General features: G+C 35.2%; 12 protein-coding genes and 1 pseudogene. 2 read left to right on the top strand and 11 right to left on the bottom strand.

Going from position 1 to position 15,883, the window contains the following annotated elements:
- Position 1: 1 nt before the first annotated feature.
- Positions 2-3,475, bottom strand: a complete 3,474-nt coding sequence (addB, locus tag HCJ45_RS06755) for a helicase-exonuclease AddAB subunit AddB (RefSeq protein ID WP_187124295.1) — start codon at positions 3,473-3,475, stop codon at positions 2-4.
- Between the two features lie 148 nt (positions 3,476-3,623).
- A pseudogene (locus HCJ45_RS06750) lies at positions 3,624-3,978 on the bottom strand (IDEAL domain-containing protein).
- 129 nt (positions 3,979-4,107) lie between these two features.
- Here HCJ45_RS06750 and HCJ45_RS06745 point away from each other — a divergent pair.
- On the top strand, positions 4,108-4,716 hold the full coding sequence (locus tag HCJ45_RS06745; RefSeq protein ID WP_185346598.1) for a competence protein ComK: 609 nt from the start codon (positions 4,108-4,110) through the stop codon (positions 4,714-4,716).
- A 50-nt stretch (positions 4,717-4,766) separates the two neighbouring features.
- Here HCJ45_RS06745 and HCJ45_RS06740 read toward each other — a convergent pair whose 3' ends face one another.
- The 4 genes from HCJ45_RS06740 to HCJ45_RS06725 all read right to left on the bottom strand — a co-directional run bounded on the left by HCJ45_RS06740 (position 4,767) and on the right by HCJ45_RS06725 (position 8,790).
- Positions 4,767-5,114 (bottom strand): helix-turn-helix domain-containing protein, encoded by a 348-nt coding sequence (locus tag HCJ45_RS06740; RefSeq protein ID WP_185346596.1) that lies wholly within the window; start codon positions 5,112-5,114, stop codon positions 4,767-4,769.
- 103 nt (positions 5,115-5,217) lie between these two features.
- Positions 5,218-7,116, bottom strand: a complete 1,899-nt coding sequence (locus HCJ45_RS06735; RefSeq protein ID WP_187124294.1) for a PTS fructose transporter subunit IIABC — start codon at positions 7,114-7,116, stop codon at positions 5,218-5,220.
- Between the two features lies 1 nt (position 7,117).
- Positions 7,118-8,041, bottom strand: coding sequence for a 1-phosphofructokinase (pfkB, locus tag HCJ45_RS06730; RefSeq protein ID WP_187124293.1), 924 nt, complete (start codon positions 8,039-8,041; stop codon positions 7,118-7,120).
- Positions 8,038-8,790: a DeoR/GlpR family DNA-binding transcription regulator gene (locus HCJ45_RS06725; RefSeq protein ID WP_185346752.1), complete on the bottom strand. Its 753-nt coding sequence runs from the start codon at positions 8,788-8,790 to the stop codon at positions 8,038-8,040. Before HCJ45_RS06725 ends, pfkB begins: the two co-directional genes overlap by 4 nt.
- Positions 8,791-9,006: 216 nt before the next feature.
- Here HCJ45_RS06725 and pepC point away from each other — a divergent pair, with 216 nt between their 5' ends.
- Positions 9,007-10,335 (top strand): aminopeptidase C, encoded by a 1,329-nt coding sequence (pepC, locus tag HCJ45_RS06720; protein ID WP_187124292.1) that lies wholly within the window; start codon positions 9,007-9,009, stop codon positions 10,333-10,335.
- Here pepC and HCJ45_RS06715 read toward each other — a convergent pair.
- From HCJ45_RS06715 to HCJ45_RS06695, 5 genes are all read right to left on the bottom strand, one after another.
- Positions 10,328-10,771 carry a 2-thiouracil desulfurase family protein gene (locus HCJ45_RS06715; RefSeq protein WP_185346581.1) on the bottom strand — a complete coding sequence of 148 codons (444 nt, stop codon included), beginning with the start codon at positions 10,769-10,771 and terminating at the stop codon, positions 10,328-10,330. The genes pepC and HCJ45_RS06715 overlap by 8 nt on opposite strands.
- Positions 10,772-10,849: 78 nt before the next feature.
- Positions 10,850-11,761: a pseudouridine-5'-phosphate glycosidase gene (locus HCJ45_RS06710; RefSeq protein WP_185346579.1), complete on the bottom strand. Its 912-nt coding sequence runs from the start codon at positions 11,759-11,761 to the stop codon at positions 10,850-10,852.
- Positions 11,758-12,876: a PfkB family carbohydrate kinase gene (locus tag HCJ45_RS06705; protein ID WP_187124291.1), complete on the bottom strand. Its 1,119-nt coding sequence runs from the start codon at positions 12,874-12,876 to the stop codon at positions 11,758-11,760. Before HCJ45_RS06705 ends, HCJ45_RS06710 begins: the two co-directional genes overlap by 4 nt.
- Before the next feature lie 131 nt (positions 12,877-13,007).
- Complete coding sequence (locus HCJ45_RS06700) at positions 13,008-13,709, bottom strand: pseudouridine synthase (RefSeq protein ID WP_187124290.1); 702 nt, start codon at positions 13,707-13,709, stop codon at positions 13,008-13,010.
- Positions 13,710-13,851: 142 nt separating this feature from the next.
- Positions 13,852-15,798, bottom strand: a complete 1,947-nt coding sequence (locus HCJ45_RS06695; RefSeq protein WP_187124289.1) for a Na+/H+ antiporter — start codon at positions 15,796-15,798, stop codon at positions 13,852-13,854.
- Positions 15,799-15,883 lie beyond the last annotated feature (85 nt).

The raw sequence follows: 15,883 nt of genomic DNA, 5'->3' as shown, positions 1-15,883 counted from the left end.
GCTACTGCGTTCCTCCTTCTATATCTATTTTCTTTAATATAGTTTCTGTCTTCTCATTTGTTAAATGTCTATATTGATTACTTGTTAATGACGGGTCAAAACTACAAAACGAACGAAATCCACAAAATTGACAAGGTGTTCTTTCTTTTAATTTATATGGATTGATTGAAACTGAACCATCCAAAATTTTATTGCCAGCTTCTTGATATTTATTGCGTACAAATTGACGCATCTTGTCAAAATCACTTCTTGTTGCAGTTCTTGATCTAGCACTAAGTTCTCCGTTTTGCTTAATCTCAGCTGGGATAATAGTTGATGATTTTCCTTTTTCAAGCGTTGTATCCATTAAAGAAACCGCAACTGGGTCAGAGAGAATTAATCCTTTCATTTTAGAACTTTTTTGTATTTCTTTAGCAAGCTGATCTTCCGTTAATTCTTTGTCCGATTCAACAAACTGATTATGCATATGGAAATAAAGCACCCCTGCTGGTTCTGCTTCTTTCCCAAGCATTTTCTGTGCGTTCATTACCACAATATCTAAATATGTGAGCATCTGTAACGCCAGTCCATAATAAACTTCTGTAAGTGCTAAATCATGTGAACTTGATTTATAATCGATGATACGTAGAAAAGTACGATTATCTTGCTCTGCCACATCAATCCTGTCAATTCGACCTTGTAAAAGTAGCTCACTATTTGATTGTAATGGTATTTTTAATGGTGGAATATCACCTTTTAATCCAAAATCAACCTCTAATCCAACTGGTCTAAAGGCACTACTTTTTGCCTGCTCATTTAAAACGGTTGTTGCTCTTGTGATTATTTGGAGTAATTTGTATTGGATATATTCCATTCGCTTAGAGCTAAGTAAAATTTCATGTTGAATTTTAGGTGCTAAAAATGTCATTGCAAGTTTTGCCAAGTGCTTACAATCTTCTACCTTTAAACTTCCCCAGTCCATATTATTACGTTTCAATTCAGCTGAAATCCATTCCATTGCCGCATGAAAAATTTCTCCCATATCTACCGCTTGAAGTTGGAAATGAGCTCGTTCTTCTAATTTTAAGCCATATTGAGCAAAATGCTGAAATTCACAACTAAAAAACTTCTCCATTCTAGAGACACTTGCATGGATACTATCTCCAAATAAACCTTTTGCAGTCGTTTCTTGCAATGATGCCGTTTTATTTTCATAATATAAACTTGATAATACTTGTTTTGCAGTTGTAGATTCCTTCTTGTCCTTAAAATAACTATTGTATGCATCCCACCAAACATTTGAAATGGGATAGCCACGTTTATACATTTGTAGTTGGCTTGTAAGCAATCCTAATGTGGCTTGTTTTGATCGAATATAACTGCTTTGTTCTTCATCATTTAATAAACTTGGATCTGTTAAATATACAGCTTCACTCAAGTTTTTAAGTTGTCCCTTTATTTTGCGAAGATAATTAGATTCGCTTAATACTTTTCCTTCCTCGTCAGCTGCCGGATAGCTAAGAAACAACTTATCACTTGGCAAACTAATTACTTTATAAGCTAATAAATCTTCCTCCCCAATATTATTTTTAGCGGATGGTTTTAAATTACTCTTTTGTTCTCTCAAAAAATCTCTATCTTGATCCGACAGAATTCCTTTGTCTTTTTGACGAAGTGGCATCACACCATCATTCATTCCAATCGCAAAAATAACTTTCATATCTAGCAACATAGCATTTTCCATATCAGATAAAACTACTTGATCTAGTGCTGGTGGTAATAGTGAAAATTCTAGTGCATCAAGTCCTGTAACAACTATTTCTATAAAGCTTGGTAAGTCAAGAGATTCTTCTCCCAAAACCTCGACAAACTCATCCAAAAGTGATGAAACAGAATTCCACGCTTGTTCATGTTCTCGCGCAAGTTCCAAATAACCACTAGCTTCTGCCACTCTTCTCCATGCCTCTAAATGCTCTACAACTTGGACTTGCTCTATATAATGGTATAGTGCTAATGCAAATTCTTGTCCTGTTTTCGCTTTAGTTAAATTTACTTCTAATGTTGAGAGTGGTATTAAAATACGATTTCGCATTTCATTAATAATATTTTGTGTGCTTAACTCTTCATCTGTTTGAGGCAAAACGTTGGTAGAAAGACCCCGGATTTTCCGATAAACCCAGTCACCTTCTTTTTCCCATTTCCATTTATTTTGAATTCCATTTTCGAGTACATAGTTTTCCAGAATATCTGATTTTCGGCGCATATCTGCTGCATCTTCCGTAACATCAAAGAAGAATTCTGTTTTTACTGCTTGGAAAATCGGCTCATATTTCCAATTAAACTGGATTGCATCTAGGCTGGAGCGAATAAACTCAATAAATGGGTGTTTAGCCATCACACGCTTCTTATCTATAAATATAGGAATATCATATGATTGCATTACTGTTTCAGCTAAAACATCATAGTCTCCTAGATTTCTGGTTAAAATTGCAATATCTTTATACCTGTAACCATTTGAGGTGAGCTTCCGAATTTCACGCGCGATTCCTTCTAATTCAGATCGTCTATTATTAGCTTGATGGATGTTTAAATTGGTTACTTTTCCTTCAAAAGCCGCAAATTTATTTTGACCCCAAGTATTAGCTAAAAACTCTAGCGAAGGCGTCCTAGCTCGCTTATTTTCACTCAGCAACTTAGCTTCTTCCACATCAATATTATTTAATTTAGCTATTTCTAATAAAGCAAGATACATTTCTGTACTCGCTTTAAACATACTATACTCTTCCAACCCTTCTCGAATATTAGGGACATTCAATGTAAGTGAAACAGTCACTTTATCGCATTTTTGCATTAATTTTTCTATAACAGCCAATTCCTGCTTAGAAAATGAATTAAATCCATCAATAATTATCTCTGTATTATTTAAATACTCACTCTCCATAATTTTTTCAGCTAAAAGGCGCAAGTAATCTTCATTTTCAAGAAATTTACCAGCTAAGAGCTCTTCATATTTTTGGTAGATAAGTGAAATATCATGCACTTTATTTGTTATACTCGTTGGTAATGTTCTTGCGCTATCTTCTAAATCATGCATTGAAATTTTTTCTTGCTTCATTTCTTTGAATAAATTGGCCAGCTCTGAATAAAAACCTTTTCTAGAAGTAGCTTTGGAGAAAACTTTTAACTCTTCTTTTTTTTCCAAAGCAGCTTTTCGAATAACCATTTCAATACCAGTCTTACTAAGAAAAGTTTTAGATAATCCACCTGTTTCTTGAAGGATTTTCCATGCTAGCCTACTGAAACTAAAAATTTGTGTGCCCATCATTCCCGCGAGATTTTCTTTATTTAAAAAATTGGTTTCCATTTGGAAAGTCATTTGATCCGGAACAATAAATATATATGTTTTCGAATTTTTTCTTATTTTTGCTCCAACTTCATTCATTAGATATGTTGTTTTACCTGTTCCTGATCTTCCTGCAATTATTTGAAATGTCATACCCTCACCACCGAACATATGTTTTTATTTAGTTTACCACATTTACGCTATCTGTACAGAACTTTTTTCAAAGGATTTTTTCTATGAAAATTTAAAAAACAGCTCAAAAAAACTAAGATAGCACTACTATCTTAGTTTTTCATATATTCTACTCAAAAGCCAGCATTTCCTGTTGGATTTTATTCATTTTTTCTGTAAGTTGGATGAATTTCGCTTCGTTCCTATTATCGAGAGCTTTATCAATTTCAGCTCTAAGTTGTTCTAATTTTCTCTCTTCTAGGAGCATCGTCAGGAAGCATTCAATAAATACATTTGTTAATTCTTTTTCCCCTTTAAGGACGCCCACCTGATTCATCAATGAATTAGAAAAATCACGCATTTCCACGACTACCACTCCTTCACTTATATTTATTACAATTAAAAAACTGTAATATGGCAAGAAAAAACAGAAAACAGCTAGAAAATACAACTTTACGAAAATCTAATGACTTGTAAATTACCATGTGCTATAATGACAAAAAATAAACTCATAACTAACTTTGATGCTTAGTTGTTACTTAAAATTATTATTTTTGATGGTAATTTTAGGTTTCTTCTTAGACATAAATACAAACATAGGAGAGTTGAATGAAATGAAAAAAGAACCAATTAGTACTCAGTTTTATGAAGTAAACCCGCACACGATGATTATTTTTCCGAAAAAATCAGGAAGTACAGTCTATTCAGAAATTTATGAAGTTGATTCATACTATACTTCTAAATTTACCCCTTTTGAGCTAATTAAAACCAGTTGTAATTTTTTCGGTTCTAGCTATGATGGTCGTAAGGAGGGAACAAAGCATCTGATTGGTGTTACTCATAAGCCACCTATCATTGTTGACCCTGTAACGTCCACATATGCATTTCCAACTGCCTCGCCTACTACCTCAGAGTGCATTTGGATTTTCCCGCAACATATTAAAGAATACCAAACAGTAGGCTATAATCACACTTTAATTAGATTTTCTAATCAACAAACTTTTGAAATTGATATGTCGTTAGCCTCTTTTAATAATCAAATTGCTAGAACTTCCATGCTACATATGAAATTTTCTCAAAAAATGCGTATGATGGAGAGCAATTTCCCTTCGATGAATATGTTTTTCCCACCTGCCACGCTTGCAGCTGAAACAAGACGTTATTACAATACAATGATTTTGGAAAATGATGACCCTACTAACTCAGACAAGCCTAAAAATTAATTAAAGAAAAACCAGATATACAAAACTACTTGTATATCTGGTTTCCTCTATTATTTCTTATTTTCAATCGCATCTGCAATTCGTTTTAACATTAATAATTCTTCTTCTGAATATGTATATGGCAACTCTAAATACCATTTCTCTAGTTCTGGATTACCAATTAGAGGAAAGGCGTTCACTGAATTTTTTTCTCGTAATCCCGCTACATCATCTAATAAGAAATCTGTTGTTGTTCCGAGTGTTTCCGCTAATTTTGCCAAAATAAAGATTGGCGGTCGGTGGTTATCATTCTCATATTTACTAATGGTTGATGCAGTTGTACCAATTTTTGCTGCCAATTGCTTTTGGGTTAATCTATTTTTCTTTCGTAAATGAATTAACTTTTCTCCAAATTCCAATATGCCCACCTCTCTTCATTTCTATTATAGCAATTTTTCGGAAAGAATTCGAGAAAACAAAAAAGAAATCGTCTTTTTTGTTTCAAAAGACGATTCCCCAATTTTATACAGTTGGTTTCTTTCGTAAAAATCCAATTAAGGCTGCACTTATTAAGGTTCCAATAACAATTGCAATAATATAGAACCATGGTTGAGACACTAAGAAAATAACGAACACTCCACCATGTGGTGCTAATACTTTAATATTTAGGAACATAACGATTGCGCCTGTAATTGCACTTCCAGCAATAAAACTCGGAATCATTCGAAGTGGATCTGCTGCCGCAAAAGGAATGGCACCTTCTGTAATAAATGATGCTCCTAGAATAGAGTTTGTCAATCCCGCATCACGTTCTTGCGCTGTAAATTTATTTTTAAAGACCCTAGTTGCGACAAAAGTAGCAAGCGGTGGAACCATCCCTGCCGCCATTGTAGCTGCCATAATTGCACTTCCGCCAGTTGCTACACTTGCAGCTAAAGTTCCTGTTGCAAAGATATAAGCGGCTTTATTGATTGGGCCACCTAAGTCTGCCGCCATCATCGCCCCAAGTAACAAGCCTAAAATAACAGCATTTGTTCCACTTAAACTATTTAAGAAATCATTTAACCATGTATTAAGAGCACTCATTGGTACATTCAATAGCAACATTAATAGACCAACAATCAAAACAGATAAAACTGGATAAAATAGAACTACTTTGATGCCATCTAATGTTTTTGGTAATTTCTTAAGTACTAATTTCACTAATTCAACAGCATAACCTGCGAGAAAACCACCTACTAACGCACCAAGGAATCCTGCTCCACCAACAGAAGCAACTCCACCTGCTACAAAACCAGCAACTAATCCTGGTCTATCCGATATACTGTAGGCAATATAACCTGCAAATACTGGAAGCATGAAACCGAATGCCACATCACCAATTTGTTTTAACAATGCTGGGATTTCATTATATGAACCTAATTTAGCAAGCTGATCTTGCGGTACTCCAATTAATTGATCCAACATAAAAGCTATCGCAATTGCAATACCTCCACCAATAACAAACGGTAGCATATGCGAAACGCCACTCATTAAATGTTTATAAATTTGTTGTCCAATAGAAAGCCCATCAGAACTACTTGTTGTTTCACTACCTTCTTCTGCTTTATAAACAGGTGCTTTACCTGAAATTGCCTCGTTTATTAGCTCTTCTGGTTTGTGAATCCCTGCTGCCACTGGTTTAGCAATAAGATGTTTTCCATTAAAGCGAGGCATATCAACTTGTACATCCGCTGCGATAATTACACCATCTGCATCAGCAATTTCTTTATCAGTCAAACGATTTTCGACACCTCTCGAACCATTTGTTTCAACTTTAATTTTTACGCCTAATTTATTTGCTGTTTCTTGCAATTTCTCTGCTGCCATATACGTATGCGCAATGCCTGTTGGACACGCAGTAACAGCTACAACAGATTTACCAGTATCTGCACTTGAGCTAGGAGTAATAATTGCTTCTTCTGCATCTCCTTGTTCTTTATTGAAGAGGCTTATTACTTCTTCAGGCGTTTTAGCATCTTTTAAACTTTGAACAAATGTTGGGTGAACTAGCAATCTAGAAAGCGCTGCTAAAGTTTCTAAATGAGTTGCGTTAGCACCATCCGTCGCTGCAATCATAAAGAAAAGATGTGCTGGTTGACCATCTAAAGAGTTATAATCTAAGCCATTTTCACTTTTTGCAAAAACAACAGTGGGTTCATTAACTGCCTTTGTCTTTGCGTGAGGCATAGCAATTCCTTCGCCAATACCTGTCGAACTTTGCGCTTCACGTTTCATAATTTCTTCTTTAAAAAGTCCTGCATCATTAATTTTCCCTTTACTCTTTAAGGAAGCAATCATTTCGTCAATCGCCGCTTCTTTTGTCGTTGCTTTTAAAGACATAATCATCACATCTTTACTAAGTAAGTCCGTAATTCTCATTTTAGTTCCTCCCTGCTATTTTAGTTACCTTCACTTGTGGCAATAATTTATTTATTAATTCTGCTTGGGCTAAATCCGTTGAGAATGCTGTAGCCCCACCCGTTGCAACACCTGCTTCAAATGCTTTCAATGGATCTCTTGTCTTATCAAAAGTCCCAATAAATCCAGCAATCATGGAGTCACCTGCTCCAACTGAGTTTTTCAGCTCTCCATTTAAAGCTTCTGCAAAAAATACTTCTTCACCTGTAAATAAAAGTGCTCCGTCACCAGCCATGGATACAATTACATGTTGTGCACCTAACTCCAAGCATTTTTTGCCGTATGGAATAAGTTCTTCTACACCACTCAATTGAACATCAAATAATTCGGCCAGTTCATGGTGATTAGGTTTAATTAAAATAGGTTTATTTGGAAGTGCAGCTAATAATTCTTGTCCAGTTGTATCAATCATAAATTCAGCTTGTTTATCTTGACAGATTTGTATTATTTTATTATAAAAATCATTTCCTAGTGATGGTGGAACACTGCCAGATAAAATGACAATATCATCAGCTGTTATATTATCCATCATAGCCAAAAATTCTTTGACTTCATTTTCTGAAATGGCAGGACCTAAGCCGTTGATTTCAGTTTCTTCTCCATGCTTTAACTTAATATTAATGCGAGTATCATCTTTTATTTTCACAAATCCAGTTTTCACACTTTCATTTTTAAGCCAATCATTAATAAATCCACCAGTAAATCCACCAGTAAATCCTGTAGCTAGGCTTGGGACATTTAATTGATTTAGTACGCGACTGACATTAATACCTTTGCCACCAGGTAATTTGTAATCCTGTTTCATGCGATTTAATTCACCAAGATTTAACTGGTCGATTTGTACAATATAATCAATGGATGGGTTTAAAGTAATTGTATAAATCATTTTTCTACCTCGATTATTTTAGTCTTTTGGATAAAGGATTCTTTTACTTCTAGAGGAATGTAGTCTGTAATGATTGTTGCTTCATCTAAAGAGAACATTTTAGAAAATTTAACTTCTGCAAATTTAGTATGATCTGCTACTACAAACACTCGATCAGCTCGTTCTTTTGCGGCACGTTTTACAAAGGCTTCTTCCATATCAGGTGTAGTATAGCCATGTTCCGGATGCATGGCATTTGTACCAATAAAAGCTTTATCAAAATGATAGTTTTTGATGTTATCTAAGGCAACCGCACCAATTATTGCTTTTGTATGCACTTTCATTTTGCCTCCTAAAAGATACGCATCTATACTTTGATGAACTAATTCTTCAATATGTGTTAAACCATTTGTAACTACAGTAATATTTCGATTTGCTAAATGTTTAATTATTTCTAATGTAGTTGATCCTGCATCTAAATAAATACAATCATTTTCTTCGACTAAACTAGCGCAATACGCTGCAATTTCTTTTTTATTTTGAATGTTTTTGAATGATTTTTCATTCATACTTGGTTCTTGGTTATGCGAGTTAGTAATCTTCGCACCACCATGAACGCGCTCAATGAGACCTTGTTGTTCTAGTTCAATTAAATCACGCCGAATAGTTGATTCAGATGTACTTAACCCTTCCACTAATTCCTGTAATTTAATGACACCAAGTTGCTCAATACGCTCCATAATAAGCTGTTTTCGCTCTGCACTTAACATACTTGTTCCTCCATCCAAAGTTAGTTTATCATCTTTTTCTTTCAAAATCAACCGTTTTCATTCAAAAACAATCATTCGTTTCCAAATTCATTCATATTATAGCATAAAAACCTTTACAAACCGCCATAAAAGTTCAATCATTTATTTTCTTATGAAGTTTTTATTTTTAGGAGTATACTTAATTGGAAGATATATTTGTATATAGGAGGAATAAATATGAGTACAGATTTAACATGGAGTCAATTAGAAAAATTTTCTAAAAAATGGCGGGAAAATCCGGATAATCTGGTAATCCAAGCTAGTATTATGAAGAATGGGATTAAAGCTGCTACAGAAAACCCAGAATCAAAAGTGGCTGTTCAACCTATCTTTTCTCATGAAGTAACAACAGATAAGGTTTCTAATCAACAACAAAGTGGACGGTGTTGGATGTTTGCAGCACTAAATACATTCCGTCATAAATTGAATGGAACGCTTGGTTTGAAGGATTTTGAGTTGTCGCAGAATTATACTAATTTTTGGGATAAGTTAGAGAAAGCAAATTATTTTTTAGAGAATATCATTGAAACTGCACAGGAGGATGAAGATAGTCGTCTAGTTTCGTGGTTGCTTGATACACCGCAACAAGATGGTGGTCAGTGGGATATGTTAGTTTCTATTATTGAAAAATATGGGGTTGTTCCAAAAGCAGCTATGCCAGAAACTTTTCAAAGTAGCAAATCCGCTGATTTAAATCATTTATTAAATGAACGCCTTCGTACAGACGCCGTTATTTTAAGAAAAGCAGTTAGGGAGAATACTTCTGTCGCACAATTAAAGGAAGATATGCTTGCAGAAATTTATCAACTTTTAGTGATGTCGCTTGGTGAACCACCAAAAACTTTTGACTTTGAATATCGTGACAAAAATAACGAATTTAAACAAGATTTACAAATTTCACCTACAGATTTTTTCAAACGGTATATTGATATTGATTTAAAGGATTATATCCCACTTATTAATGCCCCAACAAAAGATAAGCCATTTAATCAAGTTTTTACCGTAGATTATTTAGGTAACATTGTTGGTGGGACACCCATTAAATATCTAAATGTTGAAATGGATGTGTTGAAAAAAGCTGCTGCAGAGCAAATAAAAGATGGCGAAACAGTTTGGTTTGGTTGTGATGTTGGCCAGCTTTCAGAACGAACTAGTGGTATTATGGATACCAATATTTTCTTATTAAATCAAGCTTTTGGTTTTAATACTACGATGACTAAAGCAGAGCGTCTTGATTACAAACATAGTATGCTTACACATGCCATGGTACTAACAGGAATTAATATTGCCGATGGAAAAATCAACCGCTGGAAAGTAGAAAACAGTTGGGGAGAAGCTATTGGCAATAAAGGTTATTTTGTTGCGAGTGATTCGTGGATGGATGAATACACATTCCAAGTAGTTGTTCGGAAAAAATATTTACCTAAAGAATTATTGAATGCCTTTGAACAAGAGCCAATTGTCTTAAAACCTTGGGATCCAATGGGGTCACTTGCTTTTAAATAGCAAATTCTGACTCAACTTCAATCCCATTTGCTATAAAAAGCGCTGCTGCTACGCCGGTACCTTCTTTCGTTTTTCCAGAGAAGGTGCCGTCGTAAATAGCACAGCTACCACATGATGGACTATTCTCTTTCATAATTATTTTAGTGATATTAAGTTGCTTCATTTTTGTAAGCGTTAAGGTGGCACCGCGCTTATACTCTTCGGTAACATCATTTCCTTCGTTATCCATAACTTTTGCACGACCACACCAAACATCTTTACCATCTCCGCCAACTATTTCTGCTGGGTTTCTTGGTATTTCAAGACCTCCAATAATTTCAGGGCAAAATGCAATTGCTTCTCCATTCTCAACCATTTGTTTTATTTTTGTAATTTCTTTATCTTGTCCATCATATCTGCATGCAATTCCGGCAAGACAGGCACTTACTGCAATCATTTTGATTCCTCCTTTATTCTTTCTTTTATTTTAACATAAAAAGCCGCCATCTTTATAGAGATGACAGCTTTCAAATGATTAGCTGTTTTGGTAAGCTACGGCAATTTGAGCACCAATTAATGCATTATGTTTTACAAGTTCAATATTTGCTTCCAAACTTTTACCATCTGTTAATTCTTTTACTTTTCCAAGTAAGAATGGTGTTACATCTTTACCGTGAATGTGATTTTCTTCTGCTTCTTTTAAAGCAGTTTGAATAACATCATTGATTACTTTTTCATCCATTGCAAATTCTTCCGGGATTGGATTTGTGATTACTGCTCCACCTTCAATTTGAAGATCCCATTTTGCTTTAAGAGAAGCTGCGATAATTTCTGGTGAATCTGCGCGTAGAGTTAATTCCACATCACTTGAACGTGTGTAGAATGCTGGTAATACATCTGTTTGATAACCAATTACTGGAACGCCTTTTGTTTCTAAGTATTCCATAGTTAAGCTTAAATCAAGAATAGATTTAGCTCCGGCACAAATGACTGCCACATTTGTTTTCGCTAGTTCCTCTAAATCAGCCGAAATATCCATTGTCGTTTCAGCGCCGCGGTGTACACCACCAATTCCACCAGTTACAAAAATGCCAATTTCTGCTAATTCCGCACAAATCATTGTTGCCGCTACTGTTGTTGCTCCTAATTGTTTTGTTGCAACAAGATAACCAATGTCACGACGAGAAACCTTTGCTACATTTGTGCTTTTTCCGAATAATTCTAGTTCTTCATCAGATAAACCAATTTTTATTTTACCATCTATAAGTGCGATGGTTGCTGGGACTGCACCGTTATCTCGAATGATTTGTTCTACATCGCGTGCCATTTTAACATTTTGCGGGTAAGGCATGCCGTGAGAAATAATCGTTGACTCAAGTGCTACAATTGCTTTTCCTTCCGCCTTTGCTTGTTTAACTTCTTCAGATAATGATAGATAATTTTTCATTTGAATTCCTCCAGATCTTTTTGTAGTTGGGAAGTGGATAAATTTTGGCGAACGGTGTATTCTGATTCCAGTGTTCGCGCAGCATTAACGCTCCCTGTCTTTAAAATTTCCTGCAATGATTTTCTTTCTAACCATGCGTAGATAACTGCTGAGCAAAATGCATCACCTGCTCCAGTCACATCAACGATATCTTCAACCACTATTGCTGGTTCAAAAATGATTCCTTCTTCTACATTTGCAGCTACTGCACCTTTACTACCATTCGTGATAATGACATTTGTTACCCCTAAATCAAGCCATTTTTTTGCAGCTAAATGCCAATCTTCCTCGTTCTCAATTGTCATTCCTAGATGTGTTTCTGATTCATCTCGATTACAAATTAGCCAAGTTACATGATCAAGCCGATCTGGTAAATGAGACATTTTAGGAGAGGATACAGGTACCAAAACTAAGGGAATCATATTAATTTCTGCAAAATTCCCTAAATACTCCAATGTTTCTTTCGGGCAATTCAAGTCAGCAATAATTGCGCTTGCTTGACTGAGTAAACCTTCATTTTTGGTTAGTACATCAGGAGTTAGGTGGTCGTATGCATCCATGTCAGCTAGTGCAACCAGTAAATCTCCATTGTTTTCGAGTACAGCTGTATAAGACCCTGTTGCAATACTTGGAAATGCAGCAACATAATCTAAATTCATGTATGTATTACTAGCGCTTTTGACGGCTTCCCAATCTGAATCTGTACCACAAGCTGTGAGTAAAATAACTTCTTTTCCCAGACGCCCTAGATTTTCACCAACATTTCTGGCAACTCCGCCGGCACTTTGCGTTGAACGCACTGGGTTGGATGTAGCCAATTGTGCTTTATCTTTAATATAAAACTTTCGATCAACATTCGCCCCGCCTATACAAACAATCTGCTTTGCTTCATTTAAAATATAGGCTTTACCTAAGATACGACCTTTTTTAATTAGACCGGAAATAAGGTTTGCTACTGTTGGTCGCGATAAATCAAGAATATCAGCAAGCTCTTGTTGAGAAATGTAAGGATTTTTACGGATGGAATTGAAAATTATCTCTTCCTTTTCGTTCATTTTCGCTTTATTATTCTCCACGATATAATGCACCTCCGTCACCAAACTTTTGTTTCTTTTTCAAACACAAGTTTATTATATATGTAAAAGCTTTCTTTTGCAAATAAAAAAACGAAAACCCACTTCTCTTTAGAAGAAAATTTTCGCTTATTTTATTTATTTTGTAAAAGGGCTAGTTCTTCATCGGTTAGCGGACGGTATTCGCCTAAGTCAAGTGATTCATCTAACTTCAGATTTCCCATAGAAATTCGTTTTAAATATGTGACTGTTTTTCCTGTTGCTGCAAACATTCTTTTCACTTGATGGAATTTACCTTCTTGTATCGTTATGTTGATTTCGTTTGGCGTAATAATTTCTAATTTTGCTGGTTTGCAGGTATAGCCGTCATCTAATGTAATCCCGGCTTGAAATATTTCTACATCAGCTGCTGTCACATCGCCTTCGATTTTGGCATAATATGTTTTATTGACATGCTTCTTTGGAGATAATAAATTGTGTGCTAATGTTCCGTCGTTAGTAATAATTAATAGTCCTTCTGTATCTTTATCTAACCTGCCTACAGGAAAAGGATTTGTTAGCGTATCTTCTTGTGCCAATAAATCAATGACTGTTTCCGATAGATTATCCTCTGTTGCGCTAACCACATTTTGCGGTTTATGTAGCATAAAATAAACAAATTCTTGATAGATAACGGGGTTTCCATGAACTGTAATTTGATCTTTTTCTGGATTTACTTGTCGTTTGCTATCTTTTTGGATGGTACCATTTACTACAACTGAACCAGATTTCAGGAGTGGTTTTACTTCTCTTCGGCTTCCAAAACCTGTGTGAGACAATAGTTTATCTAAACGCATCATCAAGCTCCTTTTTCTTTTATTGTAACAAAAAAGTAGTGTTTTCTCAAAAAGTTCTGTTAAAAAATACAGCTAGACCGCAGAATTGGCCTAGCTGGTTTTCCTATATAACTCGCACATTATTATATGCCTCTTCCCTGTATTACATTTGGAAACTAGCTTCTATTGCAAGTAAATTATCCCGGTATACTTTCATTTCTTTTCGTGTAATCTCGCCTTTTTCAAAATATCGTTGAATTGTTTCTCGTTCAATTTGGGATGCAAGATCAATGGTGATTTGCAACTCTTCTAGGTCACTTTCTCTTCTAGCATTTTTGGCGAAAAGCGACTGTTCAAAGTTCATCAAATACTGCGAGATAATTTCTGGGCTAAATTCCGTATTGTCTAACTCGTATAATTTTTGTACGATAAATTCGTTGTTTTCCTTTTGTAATTTAATGCGCTCATTTTTGCGCTCTTCAAACGATAAAGGAACGATACGAAAGCTACGAAAACGTTGATGCAACATTTGACGATATCGGACTCTGGCACGATATTTCTGTTCCCGTGTTTGGACGTATAATCTTTTTCCAAGTCGCATCATTAAAGATAATCCGACACCTGTATCAATTTTTCTTTCAAAAACAAGTCTCCTAGTATTTTCAAGTTGCCATTCTTGTGTCAAACGTCGAAGCTCTTTTTCTGTTGCATTTAAATCTTTATGCTTCATCAGTGAAAAAATTCGATCATTATACATTTTTAAGACTTTATTCATTTCGACAATATTTTCGTCTGTTTTATATGTTTGTAGTTGCTTTACTACATCGCGCAATAAAGTGATATCGGCTTTGTGGTCTGTAACCGTCACATCTTTTTTTGCGGCAAAAAGTGGTAAGGTAAAATTGGCAAGTAGAAGCGTGGTGATAATAACGCCAGCCGCAATGAAAATAAGCAAGTCTCGCTCTGGAAAGGCATTTCCATTACCAAGCACAAATGGAAGCGAAAGTGCACTGACCAAAGTGATTGTTCCCCTTACACCAGCAACTGTATAGAGAAAAGTATTTTTTAGTCTGCTAATTAAATCATTTTTCGGTTGCTCCTCAAAGTTTCGGAAAAACAAAATCCAAAGAAAACGAAGACCAAGTAATAAAATGGTAATTCCTAAAATATATACAAACAGCATACTTTTATGAATACCTGAATCTAACCAAATCGTCTCCATAATTTGTGGCAGCTGCGTTCCTAGCAAAATAAATACCAATCCATTTAAACTAAAAGTAATAACAGACCAAGTGCTTTTTGAGAGTAAATTCAACTGGGCAATTTCAGGATTGATTTTCTTATAGCTGAAAGAATGAACTATACCACCACTTACAACTGCTAAAATTCCGTTAACCCCCACTTTTTCTGCCACCATAAAGATTAAAAACGGCAATAATATTTCCATCAGCATAAAGGAGGTAACATTTTCAATCCCCATTTGCCGTAAACCGCGCATTAGCATAATTTTAAGCAAACTCATTACAGCCCCAAGCGCAATCCCGCCTAAAGATAATAATAAAAAGCTTGTTCCAGCCGTCATAAATGAAAAAGTACCTGTTACAAGTGCCAGCACCGCAAATTGGAACGAAACTAGTCCCGAAGCATCATTTATCAAAGACTCTCCTTCTAAAATATGCATGATTTTATGTGGGATTTTTACTTTTTCTGCCAAAGCACCTACTGCAACGGCGTCTGTTGGGGCAAGTGCAGCAGCAAGTGCAAATGCGGCTGCAAAAGGAATTACTGGAATTAAATAATGAATAAATGTTCCAAGTATCCCAACTGTCACAAACACTAATCCAATAGATAATGACAAAATTGCTTTTCGGTTTTTCCATAATGATTTTTTATCCGTATTCGCCCCGTCATTAAAAAGTAGTGGTGCCATAAAGAGTAATAAAAACAACTCTGGATTTAAATCTATCGTATGGTTGCCAAGTGGAATTGCCAAAATAATTCCTAATAATACTTGTATTAAAGGCACCGCAATACTAGGCAAAAACCGACTTAATACGTTCGATAAAAATACTGCACTTAACATTAATAAAATAAGTTCAAAAATCTCCATTGTTACATCCCTCGTTTTCTATCACACTCTGATGTATCTGCGCTATAAAAATTCCCTTTTAGCGTATTTGCTTCGTTCCCCATGC

This window comes from Listeria immobilis (assembly GCF_014322845.1).
Taxonomy (GTDB): Bacteria; Bacillota; Bacilli; order Lactobacillales; family Listeriaceae; genus Listeria; species Listeria immobilis.
This window is presented reverse-complemented; position numbering and strand designations above follow the sequence as displayed.

Bases quoted from the DNA above. Each gene is read 5' to 3' on its own strand.
- addB (WP_187124295.1), bottom strand. From the start codon at position 3,475: ATGACATTTCAAATAATTGCAGGAAGATCAGGAACAGGTAAAACAACA.
- HCJ45_RS06745 (WP_185346598.1), top strand. From the start codon at position 4,108: ATGAAAAAAGAACCAATTAGTACTCAGTTTTATGAAGTAAACCCGCAC.
- HCJ45_RS06735 (WP_187124294.1), bottom strand. From the start codon at position 7,116: ATGAGAATTACGGACTTACTTAGTAAAGATGTGATGATTATGTCTTTA.
- pfkB (WP_187124293.1), bottom strand. From the start codon at position 8,041: ATGATTTATACAATTACTTTAAACCCATCCATTGATTATATTGTACAA.
- HCJ45_RS06725 (WP_185346752.1), bottom strand. From the start codon at position 8,790: ATGTTAAGTGCAGAGCGAAAACAGCTTATTATGGAGCGTATTGAGCAA.
- pepC (WP_187124292.1), top strand. From the start codon at position 9,007: ATGAGTACAGATTTAACATGGAGTCAATTAGAAAAATTTTCTAAAAAA.
- HCJ45_RS06715 (WP_185346581.1), bottom strand. From the start codon at position 10,771: ATGATTGCAGTAAGTGCCTGTCTTGCCGGAATTGCATGCAGATATGAT.
- HCJ45_RS06710 (WP_185346579.1), bottom strand. From the start codon at position 11,761: ATGAAAAATTATCTATCATTATCTGAAGAAGTTAAACAAGCAAAGGCG.
- HCJ45_RS06700 (WP_187124290.1), bottom strand. From the start codon at position 13,709: ATGCGTTTAGATAAACTATTGTCTCACACAGGTTTTGGAAGCCGAAGA.
- HCJ45_RS06695 (WP_187124289.1), bottom strand. From the start codon at position 15,798: ATGGAGATTTTTGAACTTATTTTATTAATGTTAAGTGCAGTATTTTTA.